The 21,679-nt window shown below is 72.4% G+C and carries 22 protein-coding genes, 1 tRNA gene and 1 pseudogene; 11 read left to right on the top strand and 13 right to left on the bottom strand.

Features of this window, described 5'->3' with window-relative positions; translation table 11 throughout:
- Positions 1 to 508: 508 nt before the first annotated feature.
- The 4 genes from ACIRL2_RS25060 to ACIRL2_RS25075 all read left to right on the top strand — a co-directional run bounded on the left by ACIRL2_RS25060 (position 509) and on the right by ACIRL2_RS25075 (position 3,504).
- Positions 509 to 802 carry a hypothetical protein gene (locus ACIRL2_RS25060; protein ID WP_395867465.1) on the top strand — a complete coding sequence of 98 codons (294 nt, stop codon included), beginning with the start codon at positions 509 to 511 and terminating at the stop codon, positions 800 to 802.
- A gap of 101 nt (positions 803 to 903) precedes the next feature.
- Entirely contained in the window at positions 904 to 1,356 is a 453-nt protein-coding gene (locus ACIRL2_RS25065) for a hypothetical protein (protein WP_395867467.1), read from the top strand.
- A gap of 132 nt (positions 1,357 to 1,488) precedes the next feature.
- Positions 1,489 to 2,538 carry a 5'/3'-nucleotidase SurE gene (locus ACIRL2_RS25070; RefSeq protein WP_395867469.1) on the top strand — a complete coding sequence of 350 codons (1,050 nt, stop codon included), beginning with the start codon at positions 1,489 to 1,491 and terminating at the stop codon, positions 2,536 to 2,538.
- A gap of 96 nt (positions 2,539 to 2,634) precedes the next feature.
- Positions 2,635 to 3,504, top strand: a complete 870-nt coding sequence (locus ACIRL2_RS25075) for a spermidine synthase (protein ID WP_402234624.1) — start codon at positions 2,635 to 2,637, stop codon at positions 3,502 to 3,504.
- 88 nt (positions 3,505 to 3,592) lie between these two features.
- On the opposite strand, the gene ACIRL2_RS25080 is transcribed toward ACIRL2_RS25075, so the two are convergent.
- The 8 genes from ACIRL2_RS25080 to ACIRL2_RS25115 form a co-directional block, all read right to left on the bottom strand.
- The gene (locus tag ACIRL2_RS25080; RefSeq protein WP_395867473.1) at positions 3,593 to 4,402 is read right to left on the bottom strand and encodes an ABC transporter permease; all 810 of its coding nucleotides are present in this window, start codon (positions 4,400 to 4,402) and stop codon (positions 3,593 to 3,595) included.
- A complete protein-coding gene (locus ACIRL2_RS25085) occupies positions 4,383 to 5,297 on the bottom strand; it encodes a 2-aminoethylphosphonate ABC transporter permease subunit (RefSeq protein WP_395867475.1) in 915 nt (304 codons plus the stop codon). Before ACIRL2_RS25085 ends, ACIRL2_RS25080 begins: the two co-directional genes overlap by 20 nt.
- Positions 5,294 to 6,451, bottom strand: a complete 1,158-nt coding sequence (locus ACIRL2_RS25090; protein ID WP_402234625.1) for an ABC transporter ATP-binding protein — start codon at positions 6,449 to 6,451, stop codon at positions 5,294 to 5,296. Before ACIRL2_RS25090 ends, ACIRL2_RS25085 begins: the two co-directional genes overlap by 4 nt.
- Before the next feature lie 49 nt (positions 6,452 to 6,500).
- Positions 6,501 to 7,580, bottom strand: coding sequence for a 2-aminoethylphosphonate ABC transporter substrate-binding protein (locus tag ACIRL2_RS25095; RefSeq protein WP_402234627.1), 1,080 nt, complete (start codon positions 7,578 to 7,580; stop codon positions 6,501 to 6,503).
- A 27-nt stretch (positions 7,581 to 7,607) separates the two neighbouring features.
- Entirely contained in the window at positions 7,608 to 8,285 is a 678-nt protein-coding gene (locus ACIRL2_RS25100) for a phosphonatase-like hydrolase (RefSeq protein ID WP_395867479.1), read from the bottom strand.
- A gap of 68 nt (positions 8,286 to 8,353) precedes the next feature.
- Positions 8,354 to 9,478, bottom strand: a complete 1,125-nt coding sequence (locus ACIRL2_RS25105) for a TIGR03364 family FAD-dependent oxidoreductase (protein WP_402234629.1) — start codon at positions 9,476 to 9,478, stop codon at positions 8,354 to 8,356.
- Between the two features lie 143 nt (positions 9,479 to 9,621).
- Entirely contained in the window at positions 9,622 to 10,302 is a 681-nt protein-coding gene (locus tag ACIRL2_RS25110) for a GntR family transcriptional regulator (RefSeq protein WP_395867956.1), read from the bottom strand.
- An 84-nt stretch (positions 10,303 to 10,386) separates the two neighbouring features.
- Entirely contained in the window at positions 10,387 to 11,550 is a 1,164-nt protein-coding gene (locus ACIRL2_RS25115; protein ID WP_395867482.1) for a glycosyltransferase, read from the bottom strand.
- Between the two features lie 169 nt (positions 11,551 to 11,719).
- Between ACIRL2_RS25115 and ACIRL2_RS25120 the strand changes: the two genes are divergently transcribed.
- The 4 genes from ACIRL2_RS25120 (at position 11,720) to ACIRL2_RS25135 (ending at position 14,083) form a co-directional block, all read left to right on the top strand.
- A complete protein-coding gene (locus tag ACIRL2_RS25120) occupies positions 11,720 to 11,965 on the top strand; it encodes a hypothetical protein (RefSeq protein WP_395867484.1) in 246 nt (81 codons plus the stop codon).
- Positions 11,966 to 12,180: 215 nt separating this feature from the next.
- Entirely contained in the window at positions 12,181 to 13,089 is a 909-nt protein-coding gene (locus ACIRL2_RS25125; protein WP_402234632.1) for an LLM class F420-dependent oxidoreductase, read from the top strand.
- On the top strand, positions 13,086 to 13,532 hold the full coding sequence (locus tag ACIRL2_RS25130) for an NIPSNAP family protein (RefSeq protein WP_395867488.1): 447 nt from the start codon (positions 13,086 to 13,088) through the stop codon (positions 13,530 to 13,532). The genes ACIRL2_RS25125 and ACIRL2_RS25130 overlap by 4 nt, the downstream gene beginning before the upstream one ends.
- Positions 13,529 to 14,083 carry a Dabb family protein gene (locus tag ACIRL2_RS25135; protein WP_402234634.1) on the top strand — a complete coding sequence of 185 codons (555 nt, stop codon included), beginning with the start codon at positions 13,529 to 13,531 and terminating at the stop codon, positions 14,081 to 14,083. Before ACIRL2_RS25130 ends, ACIRL2_RS25135 begins: the two co-directional genes overlap by 4 nt.
- 3 nt (positions 14,084 to 14,086) lie before the next feature.
- Here the strand turns inward: ACIRL2_RS25135 and ACIRL2_RS25140 are convergent, their stop codons facing one another.
- Positions 14,087 to 14,374: a DUF397 domain-containing protein gene (locus tag ACIRL2_RS25140; protein ID WP_395867491.1), complete on the bottom strand. Its 288-nt coding sequence runs from the start codon at positions 14,372 to 14,374 to the stop codon at positions 14,087 to 14,089.
- A gap of 185 nt (positions 14,375 to 14,559) precedes the next feature.
- Between ACIRL2_RS25140 and ACIRL2_RS25145 the strand changes: the two genes are divergently transcribed.
- The gene (locus ACIRL2_RS25145; protein ID WP_395867493.1) at positions 14,560 to 14,997 is read left to right on the top strand and encodes an ATP-binding protein; all 438 of its coding nucleotides are present in this window, start codon (positions 14,560 to 14,562) and stop codon (positions 14,995 to 14,997) included.
- 28 nt (positions 14,998 to 15,025) lie between these two features.
- Here ACIRL2_RS25145 and ACIRL2_RS25150 read toward each other — a convergent pair whose 3' ends face one another.
- Together ACIRL2_RS25150 and ACIRL2_RS25155 are read right to left on the bottom strand one after the other, a co-directional pair.
- Entirely contained in the window at positions 15,026 to 18,529 is a 3,504-nt protein-coding gene (locus ACIRL2_RS25150) for an AAA family ATPase (protein ID WP_395867495.1), read from the bottom strand.
- Positions 18,526 to 19,782 (bottom strand): exonuclease SbcCD subunit D, encoded by a 1,257-nt coding sequence (locus ACIRL2_RS25155; protein WP_395867497.1) that lies wholly within the window; start codon positions 19,780 to 19,782, stop codon positions 18,526 to 18,528. The genes ACIRL2_RS25150 and ACIRL2_RS25155 overlap by 4 nt, the downstream gene beginning before the upstream one ends.
- Before the next feature lie 216 nt (positions 19,783 to 19,998).
- Between ACIRL2_RS25155 and ACIRL2_RS25160 the strand changes: the two genes are divergently transcribed.
- Complete coding sequence (locus tag ACIRL2_RS25160) at positions 19,999 to 20,346, top strand: hypothetical protein (RefSeq protein ID WP_395867499.1); 348 nt, start codon at positions 19,999 to 20,001, stop codon at positions 20,344 to 20,346.
- Positions 20,347 to 20,368: 22 nt separating this feature from the next.
- A tRNA-Val gene (locus ACIRL2_RS25165) sits at positions 20,369 to 20,440 on the top strand.
- Positions 20,441 to 20,553: 113 nt separating this feature from the next.
- Here the strand turns inward: ACIRL2_RS25165 and ACIRL2_RS25170 are convergent.
- Positions 20,554 to 20,994: pseudogene (locus ACIRL2_RS25170) on the bottom strand (transglycosylase family protein); the annotation flags it as partial.
- 129 nt (positions 20,995 to 21,123) lie between these two features.
- Complete coding sequence (locus ACIRL2_RS25175) at positions 21,124 to 21,435, bottom strand: hypothetical protein (protein WP_395867502.1); 312 nt, start codon at positions 21,433 to 21,435, stop codon at positions 21,124 to 21,126.
- Between the last annotated feature and the right edge of the window lie 244 nt (positions 21,436 to 21,679).

Raw genomic sequence — 21,679 nt, forward strand, 5'->3', positions numbered from 1 at the left:
CTTCGCTTTCCTCGCTTTCGGCTTCCACCGCGTTTCCGCGTTTTCCGCCTCCCGGACTCTAGCAGATCTTCCGACCCGCTTTTCGTCCGTTGCTTTCGGCCTTCGAAACTTTCGTTTCCCCGGCTTCCGGCTCTTCGAGCTTAGCAGCCCTTCCGGCCTGCTTCGCCCATCGCTTCGGCTTCGGAAATTTGTTCTCTCCGCTGCTTTCCGCGACGTCCCGAACATTAGCGGATCGCATTTCGCACCGTCGAATCGGCAGCAATTTACGTTCCGGCGTTCTTCGGGACACCCGAGCACAGAACGACGGTGTGACGCGCACGCGCACCACACCTGGTTCGAATGATCGGGATGGCCACCCCGGGACCAGCCAGCACGAGCGCCTAGGCTCGCGTCTGTCTCAGGTCTCCCTGTCGGGCAACTTGGAGGACCCTACCGGGGGTCGGAGCCGACTGCAAACCGGCGCGCGTGGCCTCCGTTTCAGGTGTTCGAACCCGAGCAGACTCCCCGCATGGTGACCTCTACTGCACGGCGAGTGAACCCGATCGCGACTGTCGTCAGTGTCGTGGCCGCGGTGATCGCCGTCATCCTCGTTCTGCACATCATTCTGTTCGTCTTCGAAGCCAACCCCACCAACGGCGCGGTGGAGACCATCGCCGACTGGGCCGACTGGCTGGCCCGCTGGGCCAAGGACCTCTTCACGCCCGACAACGTCAAGGCCCGGGTCGCGGTGAACTACGGACTGGCCGCGGTGGTCTACCTCGCCGCCGGCGCGCTGATCTCGCGTTTGGTCAGCCGGGTCTGACCGCGAACGCGGTCCGCTCGATACTTCCGTACGGTGGCGGCGCACCAGTCGCGATGATTGGTACGAGGACCGAACCGCAGCGCCGCCGACCGGAGGGCCCCATGTCCCTGCTCACCCCGGACAGCCTGGGCGATCTCCTGGGCTTGTTCGATTTCGGGAACGGGTGTGTCACCCGGGTCCACATCGACGACCCGTTCAGTCCGGGTGGGGCCACGGCACGTGTTCTGGTGGATGCCCGTGATCGGGAGCACGGCTGGCCGTGGATTCCCGTCGAATTCACCCTTACGGGACTTCGCGACTACCGGGTCGAACACGGCAAGGGCTTTTCCGGAATGCTCTATTTCGACCCGGTGCTGTCCCGATTCACCGATGAGACGTACGGGGACCTCTTCTATCTGGACTTCGATCCGGTGGACGGCCCCGGCGCGTACGAGCCGGTCGACGCCGGCGACGTCGTCGGTCGGTCCCAGTGCTTCTTCGCCGCCGAGAGTTGCTCGTGGCGTGCCCTGCCGCCCGCGGAGAGTCCCCGACTCAGGCTCATTGGTAACGCTTAGGTCTCAAACCTTTCACTTACTAGGTTTAGCTTCTACGTTCACTCGCAACCCGGATCGGTGGCGAGTGTTCGAGTCGTGAACGCTCGACTGTCGATTTCTCCGCATTCGATACGAAGTCGAGTCGAGGAACCCATGAAGCTTCAGCGGAAGCGTTTCGCCGCCCTGCCCGCGGCCATCGGCGCCGGGGCCCTGCTCCTGGCCCTGACCGGGAGTGCCGACGCGGCCCCCGGACACGGTGACAATCATTCGTCGGTGGCCGGGATGCGGATCCTCCTGAGCAACGACGACTCGATGCAGAACGCCAAGCCCGACGGCGCCGACGGCCGAGGCGTCTACGAGGTGCGCCGGGCGCTGTGCGCCGCCGGGGCGGACGTCGTGGTGATGGCTCCGTGGCAGTTCATGAGCGGCTACGGCACCGCGGCCACCGGCGGCGGTGCGCTCACCGTGTCCCGGCGCACCACGCTGCCGGCCGGTTTCGAGGGCGACTGCGCCGGGGCGCCGAGCAAGGGAGTCGTCTTCGGCGTGTGCAAGGGCGACGCCCCGTGCGGCCCGACCACCCCCAGCGCCACCCCCGTGGACACCGTACGGCTCGCCCTGCGTGGCGGGCTCGCCGCCAAGGTCGGCTGGCGCACCGGCCCCGACCTGGTGCTCACCGGCATCAACTCCGGGCCGAACGTCGCCTCGGTCACCAACGACTCGGGCACGCTGGGCGCCGCCATCGCCGCGATCGACAACGGCAAGCCGGCCATCGCGCTCAGCGGCGGCTTCGACATGGCCTCCTTCAAGGTGACCCCGGAGACCTACCGCGCCTTCGCCGACTTCCTGCCCTCGTACGTGGCGCAGCTCAAGGACCGCAAGGCGCTGTCGGACGAGTACGTCGTCAGCATCAACTACCCGAACGCGGTGCCCGGCCGGAAGCCGGGCCGGCCGGTGTGGACCGAGATCGGTACCGAGACCGTGGTGGCGATCCAGTACACGGCCAAGGCCGACGGCGACACCTTCGCGATCGGCCAGGGCGACTGCGCGGTGCCCGGTACCTTCTGCCGCCCGGAGACCAAGCGGCACGCCGACTGGACCGAGTTGAACAAGGGGAACATCACCGTCTCCGCCGCAACCGGTGACCGCACCCTCCGGGGCGGCGCGGACGACCGCCTCGAGCGGTTCGTCAGGACCGGCCGCTGAGCCGACCGGCGAATCGCGACCGAGGCGGCCCGCCCCGATCCGAGTCCGGGATCGGGGCGGGCCGCCTGGGTCGGCCACCGCCTCGATACTGGTCGGATGGCAGACAAGCAGCGCCGACGCGGTCGTGCTCCCGAGCCGGTCCGTGCCGAGGTGGGTTCCGGCAGCGCCGAACTGGAGCCCGATCCGGATCGGGCCCGGGCCTGGACGCTGCGCCTGCACGGATCACCGCAGTCGCACGTGGATCTGGGTGATCCGACCTGGCTGGAGTTCGAGTACGTGCGTCGGCTCGGCCATGTGGTCGACCTGATGGCGGACACCGGCAAGCCGCTGCGGGCTTTCCACCTCGGCGGCGGCGGGCTCACGCTGGCCCGCTACGTCGCGGCCACCCGGCCGCGGTCGCGCCAGCAGGTGGCGGAACTGGACGGGGATTTGGTCGAGTTCGTCCGCCGCGAGCTGCCGTGGGAGAAGAACTGGCAGATCCGGGTGCGTACCGGTGATGCCCGCGAGGTGGCGGGCAAGGCACCCGACGCCGCGTTCGACCTGGCCGTGGTCGACGTGTTCGCCGATTCCCGGGTGCCCGCGCATCTGACCTCGGCCGAGTTCGTCGGCGAGGTGGCCCGGACACTGGCCCCCGGCGGGGTGTACGCGGTGAATTTGGCCGACGGCGGGCGACTCGACTTCGTGCGATCCCAGGTTGCGACGGTGCGCTCGGTGTTCCCGAACCAGCTGCTGATCGCCGACCCCGCGGTATTGCGGGGTCGGCGGTTCGGCAACGTCGTGCTGGTGGCCTCGCACGGCGAGCTGCCGATCGCCGAGTTGGCCCGGCGGACCGCCGCCGACCCGTTCCCGGCGCGGATCGAGCACGGCTCGGCGCTGGCCGACTTCCCCGGTGGGGCCGCGGTGGTGCACGACGCCACGGCGGTCGCGTCGCCGGCCCCGCCCGCGCGTACCTTCGGCCGGAACTGAACCGGCGCGCACCGAACCGGCGCGCACCGAACGGACGCAAGGCGACCCCGCGCGCACCGACCCGGCGGCAAGGAACTCGGGCGAACCGCTATCGCCGTCGCTTGCGCTCCTCCACCCGGCCCTTGAGCAGGCCGACGAGCAGCAGCACCACCAGGGTCGCGACCAGCAGGACCACCGTGACCGCGGACCCGAGCAGCACCTTGCCCCGGTCGGTCAGGGTAAACACCGAGACCGGCAGGGTCCGCCATTCGGCCGGGTAGACCATGATCGTCGCGCCGACCTCGCCCATCGACAGCGCGATCGCCAGGCTCGCCGCCGCCGTGATCGACGGCAGCAACATCGGCAGCCGCACCCGCAGCAGCACTCGGGCCGCGCTCGCGCCGAGCGAGGCGGCCACGTCCGCGAAGGCCGCGTCGGTACGGTCGAGCCCGGCCGACACCGTGGAGTACGCGAACGTCACCACCAGCACCGCGTGCGCGGCGATGACGATCCACTTGGTGCCGTTGAGCAGGATCGGGCCGTCGCTGAAGGCCACCAGCATGCCCAGACCGACCACCACCGACGGCACCGCGACCGGTAGGTGGAACACCGCGTCGGTGAGCCGGCGGATCCAGCGCGGCGCGGTCCGGGCGGCGATCGCCGCCCACGTGCCGACCACGATCGCGATCAGCGACGCGCCCAGCGCGGTCTCGATGCTGACCACGAGGCTGTCGTAGTTGGTGCCCGCGGTGGCCTCGCGGATGTTCTCGCTCGTCCAGGACGCGGGCAGCACGCTGTTCCAGTCGCCGGCGAACGCGGCGATGCCCAGGATCGCCAGCGGGGCGAGCACGAGAGGGGCGAAGACGAGCGCGAAGAGGGCCCAGACGAGGGCTCGTCCGCTACGCGACCAGACCAGCACGGCCGGCTCCTGTCCGGGAGAAGACGAATCGGTAGACCGCGTAGAGCGTGAGCGACAGCGCGACCTCGACCACCGCGACCACGCACGCGCCCGGGTAGTCGAAGGTGACCGCGCCCTTGGCGTGCACGAGCATCGGCAGCGTGGTGACGTCCTTGGCGCCGATGAACAGCACGATCCCGAACTCGTTGAGGGTGAGCAGCAGGGTCAGGCTGCCGCCGGCCGCGAGCGCGGGCCATGCCTCGGGCAGCAGCACCTGGCGAATCACCCGCAGCGGTCCCGCGCCGAGCGAGGCCGCGACGTCGAGCCGGTCCCGGGGCACCAGCGCGAAGGCGGCGAGCAGCGGGCGCATCACGAACGGGGTGTAGAAGGTGATCTCGGCCAGCACCACGCACCACGGCGAGTACAGGAAGCCGACCAGCGGTTCGCCCAGGCCGAGCTTGTCCGCCGCCGCGTTCACCACGCCCGCCGTGCCGTACAGGAAGGTGAAGGCGAGCGCGATCAGGAAGGACGGGAAGGCGAGCACCGTGTCCACGATCCGTCCGACCGCGCGGGCGCCGGGGAAGGGCACGAACGACAACACCAGGGCCAGGAAGAAGCCGACCACCAGACAGCCGAGCGTGGACAGTACGGCGATCTTGACGGTGTTCCACAACGCGTCGCCGAACGAGGGCGAGTTCAGTACCTGGCGCCACACGTCCAGGCCGACCCGCTCGTCCTTGTCGACGAAGGACTGCTTGACCACGAGCGCGAGCGGATAGAGGAAGAATCCGGCGGCGAGCACGAGCGGTGGGAGTACCCACAGCGCGCGGGACGCGCCGCCGCGGGCCTTGCTCGTGCGCATCGGAGCCGGGGTGGGCTCGGCCGCGATCGGCGGTTCGGTCACGGTCGCGGTCATCCGGCCGCTCCCACCGGGACCAGGACGCACGGTGCGGCGGGCAGCGCCACGCCCAAACGCTCGCCGAGGGCCGGGACCTCGGCCAGGTCGGTGACGTCGATCCGGATCTCCCGACCCGTCGTGCCGTCGCCGTCGCCGTCGAGCACGCAGGTCAACCGGTAGTCGGCGCCGCGCCACTGGGTCGCGGTGAGCCGCGCGGGCAGCGTGTGCGGCTGGTCGACCGCGGTCACCCCGAGGGTGTGCGGGCGCGCCACCAGCATCGCCCGCTCGCCCTCGGCGAACGCGCGGGTCGGGTCGGCGGTGACGGTCAGCCCGCCCACCGCGACCTCGACCGCGTCTTCCCCGGCCGCGCACGCCGCGAGCACCCGTGCGCCGAGCAGGTTGGCCGCGCCCAGGAAGGACGCGGTGAACTCGCTGGGCGGGCGCCGGTACAGCCGGTCCGTGGCGTCCAGGTCGACCAGCCGCGCGTCCCGCATCACCGCGATCCGGTCCGCGAGGGCGAGCGCCTCGGTCTGGTCGTGGGTGACATACATGATCGCCACGTCCGGCAGGTCGGCGCGCAGCCGCTGCAACTCGCCGAGCAGGTCGGCGCGCAGCGTCGCGTCCAGCGCGGACAGCGGTTCGTCGAGCAGCAGTACGGGCGGGCGAATCGCCAATGCCCGCGCGATCGCCACCCGTTGCTGCTGCCCGCCGGACAACTCGCGGGGGTAGCGCCGGGCGTAGCTCGCCATGCCCACCATGTCCAACGCCTCGGTGACCCGGCGGGCCACCTCGGCACGCGACACCCGGCGGGCCTTGAGCCCGAACGCGACGTTGTCCGCGACCCGCATGTGCGGGAACAGCGCGTAGTTCTGCACGACGACGCCGATCCCGCGCTTGTTCGGCGGTTCGTACGTGACGTCGCGGCCGGCCAGGGTGATCCGCCCGGAGGCGGGTCGGAGGAAACCCGCGACCGCCTTGAGCGCCGTGGACTTGCCCGAGCCGGACGGCCCGAGCAGGGCGACCGTCTCGCCCGGGGCGACCTCCAGGCTCAGTCCCTCCAGGGCCACGACGGATCCGTATCGGACCGTCAGGTCCTGGATGCCGATCGCCGGTCGGGTCGGCGCTGCGCTCACGGTGGTCGCCTCGGTGCGCTCGACGGCTGGTGCGGTCATGCGGGTTCCCTCCCTCTCCGCGGTTCTCTCGGGGTGTCGGTGGCTCGGGTCAGCGACCGACGGCCTTGTTGTACGCGGCCAGGTCCGCGTCCAGTTCCTTGAGCACCGTGTCCCATTCCGGCGTCCAGATCTCCACGCCCTCCAAGGCCTTGGCGATCTCGGCGGCGTTGGCGTCGGTCGGCTTGACGTCCTCGCGCGCGGGCAGGCCCAGCGCGTCGGCGGAGACCGAGGTCTGCGCCTCCGGGGAGAGCAGGTAGTCCATCAGCTTGCGGCCGGCGTCGGCGTGCGGGGCGCCGGAGGACAGGCCCATGAAGTACGGCAACGCGAAGGTCGAGGCCTTGCCCGCGTCGTCCGCCGGGAACCAGACCTTGAAGTTGGACTTGTCGTTGTGGATCGACGCCAGGTTCATCTGGAGGTCGCCGTTGGCCACGCTGAGCTCGCCCTTGCCGACCTTGGGCTGGAGCTTGCCGGTGGAGGAGGACGGGCCGACGTTGTTCGACTCGAGCCGCTTGAGGTAGTCGAGCGCGCCCTGCTTGCCGTACAGGTGCTGGAGCTGGATCAGCACGGCGGTGCCGTCACCGGCCTGGCCCGGCGTCGAGTACTGGAGCTTGGACTTGAACCGGCCCTCGGTCAGCTCCTGGAACTTGGTCGGCGCGGGCTTGGCCTGGTCGGGGTTGTAGATCCAGGACGCGTAGTTGTTGACCACGGCCACATAGCGGCCCTGCGCGTCCTTGGAGCCGGCCGGCACCTTGTCGGCGCCGGCGGGCGCGTACGCGGTGAGCAGGTTCGCCTGGGCCGCGCGCTGGATGAACGGCGGCAGCGTGATCGCCACGTCGGCCTGCGGGTTGCCCTTCTCCTTCTCCATGCGGGTGACCACCTCGCCGGAGCCGGACTCCACCAGGTTGACCTTGATCCCGGTCTTCTTCTCGAAGTCCGCGAAGCGCTTGGTGTACCAGTCGGCGAGCCCGTCCACGGAGTAGACCGTCACGCTGCCGGAGCCCTTGGCGGGCGCGCCGCCGGAGGCGGCGTTCGCGGCGGGCTTGGTGTCGTCCGAGCCGGTCCCGCCGCAGGCGCTCGCGCTGAGCACGACCACGGTGGCGGCGGCGGTGAGGCCGAGGATGCGTCGCATGGGAAATCGCCCTTTCGAAAAGACGAATCAGCCCTGGAGCAGGGCGGGGAGGTCGCGGATGGAGCCGAGTACGTGGGTGGCGCCGGCCGCTTCGAGGGCGGCGCGGTCGTGCGCGCCGGTGAGCACACCGGCGGCGATGGAGGCACCGGAGCGCAGCCCGGTGAGCACGTCGAACGCGGTGTCGCCGACCACGGCGACCTCCCGCAGGTCCTCGACGCCCAGGCGCAGTACGGCGGTGAGCACCAGGTCGGGGTAGGGCCGTCCGCGCCCGGCGTCGGCCGGGCACAGGGTCAGGTCGGCCAGGTCGGTCCAGCCGAGCGAGGCCAGGATCGCGTCCTGGGTGGGTCGGCCGAAGCCGGTGGTGAGTGCGACCTTGACCCCGTCGGCGCGCAGCGCGCGGACGGCCGCCTCGGCGCCCTCGATCGGCGCGCACCGGCCCGCCGCGACCAGGTCGGCGTAGGCCGCCTCGAAGGCGAGGTTGGCGGCTTGCGCACGCTCCTCGTCGCCGTCGAGCAGGGCCCGGAAGACGGTGATCTTGCTTTCGCCCATGGTGGCGTGGACGTAGCCGAGCTTGTGCTCGAAGTCGGCGGAGCCGACCTCGACGCCGGCCGCGCCGATCGCCCGGGTGAACGCCTCGACGACGAGGCCGTCGTCGGCGACGGTGGTGCCGGCCATGTCCAGGACGGCGAGCTGATAGTGCGTCATGAGTGGTGCTCCGGTTGGGCTTTCGGCAACGGGCGGGAGTTTCGGGGGTGGGCGGGGCGCAGCCGGGCCTAGAGGCCGGCCAGGTTCGCGGTGCGTTCGGCGATGGCGGGCGAGCAGGTCATCCCGCGCCCGCCGGGGCCGGTCACCAACCAGGTCGCGGGGGCGACCTGCTCGCGGTGCACGACCCGGGTTGTGTCGGTGGTCTGCGCGTACACCCCGGCCCAGCGGCGGCGCACGGCCGGCAACGGCCGGCCGAGCAGGCTCTCGGCGACCTCGACCAGGTGCTCGTAGGGCGCGGAGTCCACGTCGAACGTGAACGGCTCGTCGTACTCGTGCGTGTCGCCGATGGTCAGGCCGCCGTCGAGGCGCTGGACCATCAGCAGTTGCATGCGGTGCTCGGCGGGCACCGGCGCCTGGGGGTGGGCCGCGCGGAGCGCGTCGAGCGCGGTGCCGGCGTAGGCGGGGTAGTAGCGGAAGCTGTCGCCGTCGGCGACCGAGGTGGTCAGCGGCTCGTCGAGCGGGTCGGTCTGCATCATCTGTAGGCGCACCCGGCGCACCGGCAGCTCGGGGGCGAGCTCGCGGACCAGGCCGGTCAGCCAGGCGCCGGTGCACAGCACCACCAGGTCGCCTTCGTGGGTGTGGCCGTGGTCGTCGCGTACGCCGGTGCCGCTCGGCAGCAGGTCGCGCACCTCGCGTCCGGGCAGCCAGGTGTACCGGCCGCCGGCCGCCAGGTGGGCGCGCAGCGCGGGCAGTGCGACCCGGGACTCGACCGCGCCGTCGCGCTCGCACCACAGGGCGGCGTCGAAGCCGCCGCGCAGCGCCGGGTTGTGCTCGCGGGCCTCGCCCGGGGTGAGCAGCTTCAGGCCGCGCTCGGTGGCGTCGGGCAGCGCGAGGGCCGCCTCGGCCACCGCGACCTCCTCGGCGCTTCGGCACACGGTGAGCGAGCCGTTGGGGCGAAAGCCGGTACCGGGCACGTCGGCGCCGATCCGCTCCCACAGTTCGCGGGCCCGCAGCGCGGTGGCCAGTTCGTCGCCGACGGCCCGGCCACCGATCCACACCAGGCCGAAGTTGCGCACCGAAGCACCGCGCGCCTCGCGCTCGCGCTCGATGTGCACGACCTCGTGACCTCGATCGATGGCCTGCCAGGCATGCATGGTGCCCAGCACGCCACCTCCGACGACGATGACTCGCACCGGCTTCCTCCACGTTCTCGGGGGCGATTGCGACCAGCTTGGGAGCGGTCGATGCCGAGCATGCGGAGGCGGTATGTCGTCCGGGTGAACAGTCCGTTAAGGTCCGAACCTGTTATCTTTTCGTGATCCAACCCTGCCGGGGCCTACGCTCGCAGACGCGTGGCGAAGCCCATCCGGTCCCCCCGGAACAGCGCCCGGACCCGCTCGATGGGCACGCCGTCCGGGTCGTAGGACGTGCGCATGACCAGCAGCATCGGCAGCGCCGGGTTGGTCTCCAGGAGCAGCGCCTCGCGCGGCGCGGCCAAGACGGTCTCCACGGTCTCGTCTATCTCCGCGAAGACCACTCCCAGGTCCTTCTGCAGGCACAGGTACAGCGACCCCTCCGGGCGCAGCACGTCCAGGATGGTGGGAAAGCGGTCCAGCGGCAGGTACGTGCTCTCCAGGCCGATCGGCTCGTCGTCGGCGAGCAGCACCCGCTCCAGGTGCACGGTCAGGTCACCGGTGCGGATCCGCAACCGCTCGGCCAGATCGGGCTGCGCGACGTGGTGTTCGAGGGTGACCACCCGGCGGCTGGGGGTCAGCCCCATCGAGCGCACCGCCTCGGTGTAGCTGCCGAGGCTGACCGGCTGCATGAGCTTGGGCGGCGCGACGTAGGTGCCCCGTCCTCGGGCGGAGCGCAGTCGGCCCTCCATCACCAACTCGCCGATCGCCGATCGCAGGGTGCTGCGGGCGACCCCGTAGGTCGCGGCGAGTTCGCGTTCGGAGGGCAGCAGCGCGTCTTCGCCCAACTCGTCCATGAGTTGGAGCAGGCTCATCTTCACCATGTACGACTTGGGGACGCGGCCGTGTTCGGGGACGCCGTCGCGATAGGGACGGGCGGTGGAGTCTGGGCTGGGCACGAACGGAGCCTATTCGGCCGGCGCCGGGTACGTGCGACCCTTCCACGCCGCACCCCGCCCGCGCGCGTGCCGAACCGCCGAGTGCACGGTCATGCCCAGGTACAGCGTGGCCGCGAAGGGCAACAACACCGCCTCCGCGGCGGGCCGCCCGTAGTAGCGCACCATCGGCACGTAGGTCCCGGTCATCAGGGCCCACACCGCGAGCGCGAGCAGCGCGAGCGCGGCGTCGCCGCCGACGATCGCGGCGAACAGCGCGACCGGCGCGGCCAGGTAGATCAGCGCCAGCCCCACCACGGTGCCCGCGAGCAGCAGCCAGGAGTGCCGCAACTGCGCGAAGGCGCTGCGCGCGACCATGTTCCACAGGTCCGCCAACGCCGGGTAGGGCCGCACGCTGTCCACGTGGCGCACCGGGTCGGCCAGCACCAGCCGGATCCGCCCGCCCGAGCGCTTGACCGCGGTGCCCAGCGACACGTCGTCGATCACCGCGTCCCGGATCGCCGCCACGCCGCCGGCCCGCTCCAGCGCGGTACGCCGGACCAACACGCAGCCGCCCGCGGCCGCCGCGACCCGCGAGCCGGGCCGGTTCACCCGGCGGAACGGGAAGAGCTTGCCGAAGAAGTACACGAAGGCGGGCACGATCAGCTTCTCCCACCGGGTGTGCGTGCGCAGCCGGGCCATCACCGAGAGCAGGTCCAGGCGCTCGTGTTCGGCCTCGCCGACCAGGCGGGCGAGCGAACCGGGCGCGTGCGCGATGTCCGCGTCGGTGAACAGGATCCAGTCCACGTCGCCGACCGACTCGACGCCGTGCCGCAGCGCCCACACCTTGCCGGTCCAGCCCGCCGGCGGCTCGCCGGGCGAGGTCACGGTGAGTGGCACCCGGGCCGCCGCGCCCAGTCGCCGGGCCAGCTCGCCGGTCCCGTCCGTGCTGCCGTCGTCGACCAGGAGCACCTCGACCCGGCCGGGAAAGTCCTGCGCGAGCAGCGTGGGCAGGCTGTCGCCGAGCACCGCCGCCTCGTCGCGCGCGGGCACGATCACCGCCACCGACGCGGTCTCGGCCACCGGCGCCACGGCCCCGCCAAGGCGCACGTCGGTGCGCCAGAACCAGCCGTGGCACAGCGTCAGGTAGAGCCAGGCGAGGCCGGACACGGCGGTGATCCACAACAAGACGTCCACATCGGAAGCCTGCCGGCTCCACCGCGCCACTCGGGCGCTCCTTCCGGGTGAAGTCCGCGCGCGAACGGAGTCCTCGTCTCAAGAGCGCGAGCGCCGCGCCCGATAGCGGGTAGGGGAGCGTTCTCGACAGCTGGGTGAACTACCCATCGGCAGAAGGGCGGTGCCCGTCATGGGCGACGCGACGACGAGGACCCAGGAGCATGTTCGCGGCGGGGCCACCCGCTGGCAGGGATTCGAGGTCGGCACCCGCGTACGCGTGCAGGTGGGCCTGAGCACCGGCCACATCGGTGAGGTGTGCGAGGTGTTCGCCGACGCGCATCGGCCGCCGCTGTCCCCGTACCAGTGGTACTCGGTGCGTTTCGCCGACGGCCTTCGCCCGCTGTACCGGCACGACGAGCTCGTCGAGCTCGCCTAGCCCCTTCCCTCCCGATCCGCCGTCCGGCCCGGTCGGCCTGCCCGCACAGACCGCGTGCGCCCGCGCCCCGATGGCGGGCGCACGCGGCATTCCCCGGGCCGAAGACCCCGGGTCGTCCGCCCTCGGTCGCGTGTCCAACGACACCGTCGGTCGGGTCTTGCGCTCGCACGCCCGCCGGGGCAGGGTGCGGACACGGGATCTGAAAGGGCGTCAGAATGACGATCAAGCTGGGCGTGATGGCGCCCTTCGCGGACGGTCTGATCACCTCCGGCGGCTTCCTGCGCGACTTCGCCGGGACGCTGGAGGAGTGCGGCGTCGAATCCGTGTGGACCGTCGAACACGTCGTGGTCGCCGAGGACTACGAGCCCCTGTACCCGTACTCGGATTCCGGTCGCACCCCCAGCGCCGCCGGCGTGGTGCCGATGCCCGACCCGCTGGAGACCATCGCCTTCCTCGCCGGCGCCTCGCGCACGCTGCGCTTCGGTACGGCGATGGTGGTCGCGCCGCTGCACAGCCCGGTGGTGCTGGCCAAACGGGTCGCCACCATCGACCGGCACTCGGGCGGCCGGTTGATGCTGGGCCTGGGCATCGGGTGGCAGAAGGAGGAGTACGCCGCGGTCGGCGCGTCCTTCACCGAGCGCGGCGCCCGCCTGGAGGAGTGCGTCGGCGCGATGCGCGCGCTGTGGGCCGACGCCCCCGCCACCTTCCGCGGCAGGTTCACCTCCTTCGAGCGCGTGCACTGCCTGCCGCGCCCCGAACGTGGTGCGGTGCCGGTGGTCCTGGGCGGCAACAGCGAGCCCGCCGTGCGCCGGGCCGGGCGGCTCGGCGACGGCTGGTTCCCGTACACGATCGCGCCCGACGAGTTCGAGACGCGCGCCGAACTGCTGCGCACGTGCGCGCGTGCGGCCGGCCGCACGGCGGACGCGGTCGAGATCACCGCATGGCCGGGCTCGTGCGACCGCGAGCTCCAGCACGACCCGAACTGGGTGCGCCGGTTCACCGACGCGGGCGCGACCCGGCTGGTGTTCGCGCCGAACCCGGCCGAACTGGCCGGTCCCGGTGGGCTGGACACGTTGCGCGAGCGGATCGCGCGCTACCGCGAGACCGTGCTGGACAAGCTGTGAGCACCGCCGCCGAACCCGTTCCCGACCCGGTGAACATCCTCGACCACGTCACCCTGACGAACGATCAGGTGGCGTTGTGGCTGGGCCAGTTCCATGATCGCTATCTGCCCGGCGCGCAGCGGCGCGGAATGCGGCTGGAACGCGTCTGGCGTTCGCCCGCGGGCCGGGACGCGACCACCGTGCACATCCTGTGGGTGCTGCCGACGATCCGCGCGTTCTACGCGATGCGCGGGGCCGCGGCGGCCGATCCGGACGTCGCGGCGTTCTGGGCCGCCACCGACGGCTATGCGCTGGATCGGCAACGCCGGGCGCTGCAACCGGCGATGTCCGCGTCCGCCGCCGAGCCGGATCCGGCCCGGGTGGGCGCCGGCGACGCGGCCGCCACCGCAGCGGATCACATCCCGGCGGACCACACCGCACATCGCACGGGAGCACACGCATGACTCGTCGAGTGGTGCTGGCCACGACCATGCCCGGCCCGGGGCACCGATCGCTCTCGGCCGGGCCGGACCTGCCCGGCTGCGTCGGCGGGCACGGCTACTCGTGGGATCTTCGGTCCGACGCGCGGCCCGAACTCCCGGCGCGGGCCGACGAGGTCGCGCTGCGCCCCGTGCGCGCCGGGTTCGCGCCGCTGACCGGTCCCCGGGTCAAGCGCACGCTGCTGTTGACCGTACGCGCGGGCACACCCGCCGACGTACTGGCCGAGTTCGAGGCGGATCTGATCGCCATGCCGCAGCACATCCCGACGATCCGCTCGTGGGCGCTCTCCCGGGTGGTGGAGCGGACCGGGCGGTCGCGGTGGACGCACGCGTGGGAGCAGGAGTACGCCGCGGTCGAGGGGCTGACCGGCGAGTACCTGCTGAACCCCTACCACTGGGCGCATGTGGACCGCTGGTTCGACGGCGAGGTGCCCGGGTCGATCGTGGAGCCGACGCTGGCCCACGTCTTCCGCTGGAGCGATGTCCCGGTGCTCACCGAAACCGTTCCTGACTGATCGTCACTTTCCGCGCCCGACAAGGGCAACCAACAGGTGGGTCCATTCGCGGTCGGTGAACCTCAGGACCGCACACGCACGTTGCTTCGAATCGCGCACCACCACCTCGCAGGGGTGACGATTCACCACTTCCACACAGTTCCCCTGCACGCTGCTGTAGGAGCTCCGTCGCCACGTCGGTGCGTGGGTTTCCCGCAACGAGGTCGCCATCGGCCCGTCCCCCCTGACTCGTCGAGGCCACGCCGACGGGGCGAGTCGAACCCGCTTCCTCCATGTGAGGGCCAGGGACATCGCCCGATCGGGTGAACCGTGTACACGCGGACACCGAAGTGGCGGCGAGAGTTGCACCACCGGGTTTCGTGGAGCATCCTACCGAGCACCCTCACTTTACGCGCTTACAAGATCACTTAAAGCGACGGGACGGGGCGGGGCCGCTTGCGGGGGCAAACGCAGCCCACGCAACAGGAGGTAGCTGCATGACCACCCTGGCCGATCCGGAAGTGGCGGACGCAGAGGACGAGGTCAGCCCGACCATCACGCTGCCGGCGATGCCCGCGTGCGTGTCCGCCGTGCGGGAGCATGTCCGCGTGGCGCTGACGGTTTGGGACCTCGAATCCTTGTCCGACATCGCCGTACTTCTCGCCTCCGAACTGGCGACCAATGCCGTACGCCACGCGGGTCTGGGACGCCCTTTCAGCGTCGTGGTCCGCCGAGACCGCGCCCCCGACGGCGCCGCCTGTGTGTGGATCGAGGTGCACGACACGGACACCCGGGTGCCCCAGGTGGTCGAGGCGACCGACGACGACACCACCGGGCGCGGCCTGCTCCTGGTCGAATCGTTGTCCGACGGCTGGGAGTCGATCCCCGAACCCGGCGGGAAGTGCGTGCGCTTCCGGCTCGCGATGACCGCCTGAACCCGCCCGTACGGCGCCCGCCGCGGGCTCACTCCACCGGTTGCGCCGCGGCCGACCGGGCGACGTAGACCGGCAGTTCGTGCACGTGGGCACGGCCGGGCGCGAGCGTGTCCACGGCGAGCCGACCCAGGTGCGGGTGGTGGGTGAACAACACCACCTGGAACCGGTCGGCCATCGCGTCCAGCACCGAGAGCATCGCGCGCGTGCGCCCGTCGTCGAACGTCATCGCGATGTCGTCGAGCACGATCGGCATCGCCCGACCCGCTTCGGCGTACGCGTCCAGCGAGGCCAGGCGCAGCGCCAGGTAGAGCTGATCGCGGGTGCCCTCGCTCATCTCGTCCACGCCGACGGAACCGGCCGCGGCGACCGGGGAGGAGCCGGCCCGCCGCGCGCGCAGCACCGGGGCGCCCTTGCGGCCGTCGGTCTCCACGAGCAGCCGGTCGAAGCGTCCCGCGGTGAGCGCGGTGAACACCTCCTCCGCCCGGGCCAGCACCGGAGCCTGGTTCTGCTTGCGGTAGTCCTCCATGCAGCGCAGCAGCACCTCGCGGGCCAGCCGCAGCCGGACGAACTCCTCGGTGTCCTCGGCGATCGTGGCGACCGTGCCGGCCACCTCCTCCTGGGCCCGGGCGGCGGCCACCGACTCGCGCTCCAGGTCCCGCACGATCTGCCGGCACCGACCGAGTTCCTCGCCCGCCGCGGCGTACGCCGCCTCGGCCTCCTCGACCCGGCGCGCGGCGTCCTCGATCGCCACGTCGAGTTCCTCGGGGTCGTGCCGCGCGGCCTCCTGTTCGAGTTCGGGGGACAGCAGCGCACCGTGCTCGACCAGCGCGTCCTCGATCGCGCGCAACCGCGCGGATCGGCCTACCGAGGCGCGCAGTTCGTCGGCGTCGGCGGCACCGGCGGCCTCGACCAGCGCGGCGAGTTCGCCCTCGGCACGCTCGACCGCGCCCCGCCCGGCGGCCACCGCGTCCTCCAGCCGGGCGATCCGCTCGGCGAGCCTGCCGCGGGCCTCGTCGGCCCGCCGGGCCCGGGTGGACTCCTCGTGCAGCGCGAGCACCGCGGCGAACGCCGGACGCCCGTCCGCCTCGATCGGCTCCGGCCGTCCGCACGCGGCGAACACCTCGGCCACCCGCGCGCCGAACGCGGCCACCCGCTCGTCCGCGCGGATTCGGCGCCGCTGTGCCTCGGCCGCGTGCCCCACCGCCGCCGCCACCTCGGCCAGCGTGTGCACCGCCGCTGCGACCGCGTCGGGGTCGCCCTCGGGCAGGTCCAGGCCGTGCACCAGTTCGTGCCAGCTCCGCTCCCACGCCGCGCGCTCGTCCCGGGCCCGGTCCGCCTCCGCGTCGGCTTCGGCGAGTTCGGCCTCGGCCTCGCGCACGGCCGCGAGCCCGCTCTCGCGCACCCGCATCGCGTCCGCGAGCGCGTCGCGACGGGCGTCGGCCAGTTCGATCAGCGCGGCCAGGTCGCTCGTGCCGGCCGGCGCGCCGGACTCGGCCAGCGCGACGCGAAACGCCCCCGCCAGTTCGGCGGCGCGCGCCCTGCCCGCGGCCAGTCGATCCCGCGCCGCGCGCGCCTCGACCTCGATCCGGGCCAGCTCGGCCAACGCGTCCAGGAAAGCGCCGGCGTCGTGGGGGTCCGGCGCGGGCAACCCGCTGGGCGCCCAGGCCGCCGCCCACTCCGCCGCAAGCTCGGCCCGGCGCGCGGTCAATTCCAGCCGCCGCTCGGCCAGTCGGGCCAGCGTGCGCTCGTCGTGCTCGACATCCACCCGGAGCCGGCCGAGCCGGACCGCGTCCTCGGCCCGGCGGGCGATCCGCTCGGCGATCTCGTCCGCCACCCGAACCGCGCGTTCGTAGGCGTCGATCCGGTCGTCGGTCAGCGGCGGGCTCGCGCACACCAGCGTCCACAGCCGATCGCGCTCGGCCCGGGCGGCGGCCCAGTCGGCGGGCGCGGGCGGCGGATCGGCGAGCGCGAGCACGGCCAGCTCGCGCCGCCGCGCGTCGTGATCGGCCACCGCCTCGTCCTCGGCCCGCGTACTCGCGTGCAGTTCCTCGCGGACCCGGCCCACCCGGTCCAGGTGGTCGGCGACCCGTTCCCGGCCGGGCAGTCGCAGCCGCGCCGGCCGGTCCTCGGCGAGCGGCGCCAGGTCCGCCAGGTTGTGCCGGGCCCGCAGGTCGTGCGCCTCGCGTTCGAGCTCGGCCACCCGCCGTTCGTCGCGCGCGATGTCCTCCACCAGGTTGCCCGGCACCGCCCGAAGCAGCGCGCGCAGCGCGGCCGGGTCGGCCGGCTCCGGGGTCAGCGCGCAGGTCGCGCGCGCCGCGTCCAGCCGGCCGCGGCGATGCGCGACCTGCTCGCCGGCGCCCGCGAGCCGGGCCTCGCACACCTTGAGGTGGTCCCGCAGCGCGGTGACCCGGTCGCCGACGCCGGGCGGCACGTCGTACGCCGTGGGGTCGTCCAGGGCACGGTCCGGGCGCACCCGGGACAGCAGTTCGGCGGCGCCCGCCCGGGTCTGCGACGCCTCGGCGTCGGCGTCGGCGGCCAGCTCGACCGCGTCGCGGATCGCCGCGACGTCCGCGTGCAGCGCGTCCACCTCGGCCACCTGCGCCGACAACGCGCGGTCCACCACCAGTTCGGCCGCCTCTCGGCGGGCCTCGGCCGCCTCTCGCGCGGCCCGTTCGGTCTCCGCCGTCGCCTCCCGCATCCGCTCGTCGAGCGCGGCCAACTCGGCCGCGAGCTCGGCGGGGGCCGGTGCGCCCTCGGCGAGCAGTGCGGCCCGCTCGGCGTCGAGCGCGGTGCGTCGGGCCAGCACCGGCAGCGCCTGGCGGACCCGATCCAGCCGGCTCGCCTGCGCGCGCGCCTCGCTGCGGTAGCCGCCGAGCCGGTCGCGCTCCTCCTCGGCCCGCCGGGCCTCCTTGACCGCGTCGCCGAACACCGAGGGTGCCAGCGCGTCGTCCTGGACCCGCTTGCGCAACCGGCCCAGCTCGGTCAGTCCCGCGTTGATCCGCTGGTTCTTCCCGCGCGTCTTGTACAGCTCGTCGGCGCGCTCCTCCAGGCGGGTCAGCACCTCGCCGAGTCGGGCCGAGGAGCGCGACTCGAACAGCGCCCGCCCCACGTCGCCCTCGCCCCGGAGCAGTTCCGCGCCGCCCTCGCGCAGCCCGGCGTGGTCGAGCGCGAAGACGTGCCGGAAGTCGTCGCGGCCCACGCCCGCGAGCAGTCGGGTCAGCTCGGCCTCGGCGAGCACCGTGCCGTCCGCGCGGGTGAGCGGGTTCTTGTCCCGCTTGTGCCGCACCACGTCGAGCACGCTCCCGCGCTCGTCCCGCACCAGCGCGCCGAGCTTGAGGTCGCGCATCGCGTGCACGAAGTCGTACGAGGTCTGCCGGTCCATGCCGTACAGGAGCTGGTCCAGGGCGTGCCGCACGGTGGACTTGCCGGCCTCGTTCGGGCCGCTGATCACGTGCACGCCCGGGGCACCGAGCTCGATGTGCCGGTCGGTGAAGCAGCCGAACGCGATCAGGTCGAGCCGATCGATCCTCATCCGGACTCCCCGTCGGTCCCGGTGACCAGCGCCGTGAGCAGGTCGACCGCCTGATCGAAGATGTCCGCGCGCCAGGCCCGGTCCGCGGGCGTGATGCCCTCCTCGGCCACCTTGGGGTCGAGCGTGCGCAGCCCGGGCACCGATCGGATCAACTGTTCGAGGGCGTCGGGATCCGCGCGCAGGGCCTTGGCGGTGCGGGCCAGGTCCTCCACCAGTGCGGGCAACTCGACCCCCGTATCGCCCAGTTCGGCGTGCCGGGTCTCCAGGCGGACCTTTTCCAGCCACACCCCGGAGAACTCGGCGGCCAGTGCCCGGGCCTCGAACACGAACCGGCGTTCGTCGCGCCACAGCGCCTCGTGCGCGTCGGACGCGCCGACGACCCGGACCCGGGCCGCCAGCAGTCGATCGCCGGCCGCGGCCCGCTCCTCGGCCATCCGCCGGCGCACCAGGTCGAGCACGTCCTCGATGCCGGTCGCCTCGGTCGCGTCCACGTCCAGGCGCGCCCAGCGCACCACGTCCAGGTCGCGGTGCTCGATCTCGGCCCGGCCCCGGTCGCCGTCGACCGTGATCAGCGTCGCGCCCTTGGGCCCGGTCTCGCGGGCGTGCCGGCCCTGCACGTTGCCCGGGAAGACGATCCACGGCTCGGCGGCGTGCACCACCTCGCGCGCGTGCACGTGGCCCAGTGCCCAGTAGTCGTAGCCGCGCGAGAGCAGGTCGCCGACGCTGCACGGCGCGTAGTTCGCGTGCCCCTCGGCGCCGGTCAGCGCGGTGTGCAGCAGCCCGACGTTGAACATCCCGCCGCGCGGCGCCGGATAGCTCACCGCGAGGTTCTCGGTCACGTCCCGCACCGCGAAGCCCTGACCGTGCACGGCCAGCCCCAGGTCCTCGTACGCGACGGTCTCCGGGCGCGCGGTGGAGAACCGGTGCACGTTGGCGGGCAGGCGCAGTTCGCGGGTGATCCGGCTGTCCGCGTCGTGGTTGCCCGCGACCAGCAGGACCGGGATGTCCGCCTCGGCGAGGCGGCGCATCTGCACCGTGAAGAACAACCCCGTGTGGTAGTCCTTCCAGTCGCCGTCGTAGATGTCGCCCGCGAGCAGCACCGCGTCGACCGCCTCGGCCAGCGCCAGGTCCACCAGGTTGACCACGGCCCGCCGCGCCGCACCGCGGATCTCCGCCGCGGGTGCCCCCTCGTAGCCGGAAAGTCCGCGCAGCGGGCTGTCGATGTGCAGGTCGGCGGCGTGCAGCAGCTTCATGAAGCGGGGCGCCTCCGGTCGGCGTTCACAGGGCAGCCCAGGATAGGCACACGGCACCGACAGGGCGGGCCCTCTTCGTCGATGTGTGGCGGGCCGGCCGGACCCCGGCAAAGGTGGGGCTGGCCCCACCCCCGATCCGCCAGGCACCTACCTGGTTCGCGGGGGGCCGCCCGGCCAGGCTGGAGGAAACGCTGCACATCCGTCCTGGAGTTCGCCGTGACAGCTCGACACACCGACCGGAGCCGGCCGATCCCGGGTCCGCTCGCCGCCTGCGCGGTCTGTGCGGTGGCGGGCGCGATCCTGTGCCTGGCGGCCGCGCACCGCTACGGATTCTCCGCCGACCTGGACGTGCGCGGACTGCTGCGGCGACCCGCGCCCACCATCACGCTGGTGTTCGGGCTGTCCGGTCTGTTGGTGGCGCTGCGCGCCCGGCCGAGCCGGGGAAAACCGGTTGAACCGACCCGGCGCCCGGCGGCATTGTGGAGACTCCGCCGAAGGGCGGTGAGCACGAGCGGGCCGCCCCGTCACGGGGAGGGGGCGACCCACTCGCGTGTTACTGGTTAGGATGTGCACGAAACCTACGCAGGCTCGCGTAGCTCAGCGGGAGAGCGCCTCGTTCACACCGAGGAAGTCACTGGTTCGATCCCAGTCGTGAGCACCGATCAGATCATGATCACGCGCCAACCGAGGGCCGCTCCGAAGAGCGGCCTTCGGCACGTTCAGGACCGTGCCCGGCAGCAGGTGATCCGGGTCCTCGCCGATCGTGTCGCGGTTCGCGTCGTACAGCGCCTGCCAGCCGCCGATCACGCCGAGGTCGCGCGCGATCGACGACAGCGTGTCGCCGACCTTGACCGTGTAGGTCGACCCGAGAATGCCGATCTGTCGGGCGCATTGCGGCCACGCTTCCCAGCCCTGCATGCGCAGGATCACCTCGGCGACGGCGATCTGCTCCTCGCGGGTGGCCCGATCCGGGCGGGTGGCGTACTCCTGTCCGCCTGCCTCGTCCCACGTGCTCGGCAGGATCTGGAGCCCGCCGTAGTAGCCGTTCCCGGTGTTCAGGTTCCATCGACCGCTGCTCTCGCAGTCCGCGAGGGCGTCCCAGGTCCGGTCCTCGACGGCCTCGGCAACGGTGGCCGGGGCCACGGCCAGTCCGGCGCCTACGACACCGACCAGCAGGATTAAGACGGATGATCTGATCAACTGTTTGGCCATGTCAGCCGACAGTAGGCAGCCGGCGCCCCGATTCCGGTGACCGGACCGGGGGCAGGCCGGGGAATCACCCGAGTGCCCCAACGCGGGCGGCGGTGCGCCCGGAAACGAGCGGGTCGGATCGAGCCGGCCCTATCCGATGTCGGGCAACAGGCCCGACGGGATGTCCAGACCCGAGGGAAGCAGCCCGGACGGCAACAGACCGGAGGGCAACAGGCCGGTGGGCAGACCCGGTTGGTTGGGCCCCTGGGTGGAGGGCGTCTTCTTCGGAGCGTCCCCGTCGTCGTCCCCACGGGTGATCAGGATGATCGCGGTCACCACGGCCGCCACCACCACCAGTGCGATCACCAGCGTGATCAACGGGTTGCCGCGCCGGCCGCCGCCCTGCGGAGGCGGCTGCCCGGGCTGTTGCGGATACCGCGGTGGCGGTTCGTGGTGCGACACGGCTTCGACTCCCCCAAGCGACCGGTGCCGGGGCCGAACTATCCCCGAACACCCATGCTGTCACGATCGGGACGCGCAGGAGCCGATCCACCGAAGTCCAGGCGAAATGATCACCTGATCGAGGGGAATCCCGAACCGCCCGGGCCGGGGCGCGGGTTCGATCCCCCGTCGTGGTGCGCGGCGGGGGATCGAAGCCATGCCCGGGGTCCGGCCGATTCCCGCTCCCAGCACCGGAGGTCTCGCT

Source organism: Embleya sp. NPDC127516, from assembly GCF_044765325.1.
Taxonomy (GTDB): Bacteria; Actinomycetota; Actinomycetes; order Streptomycetales; family Streptomycetaceae; genus Embleya.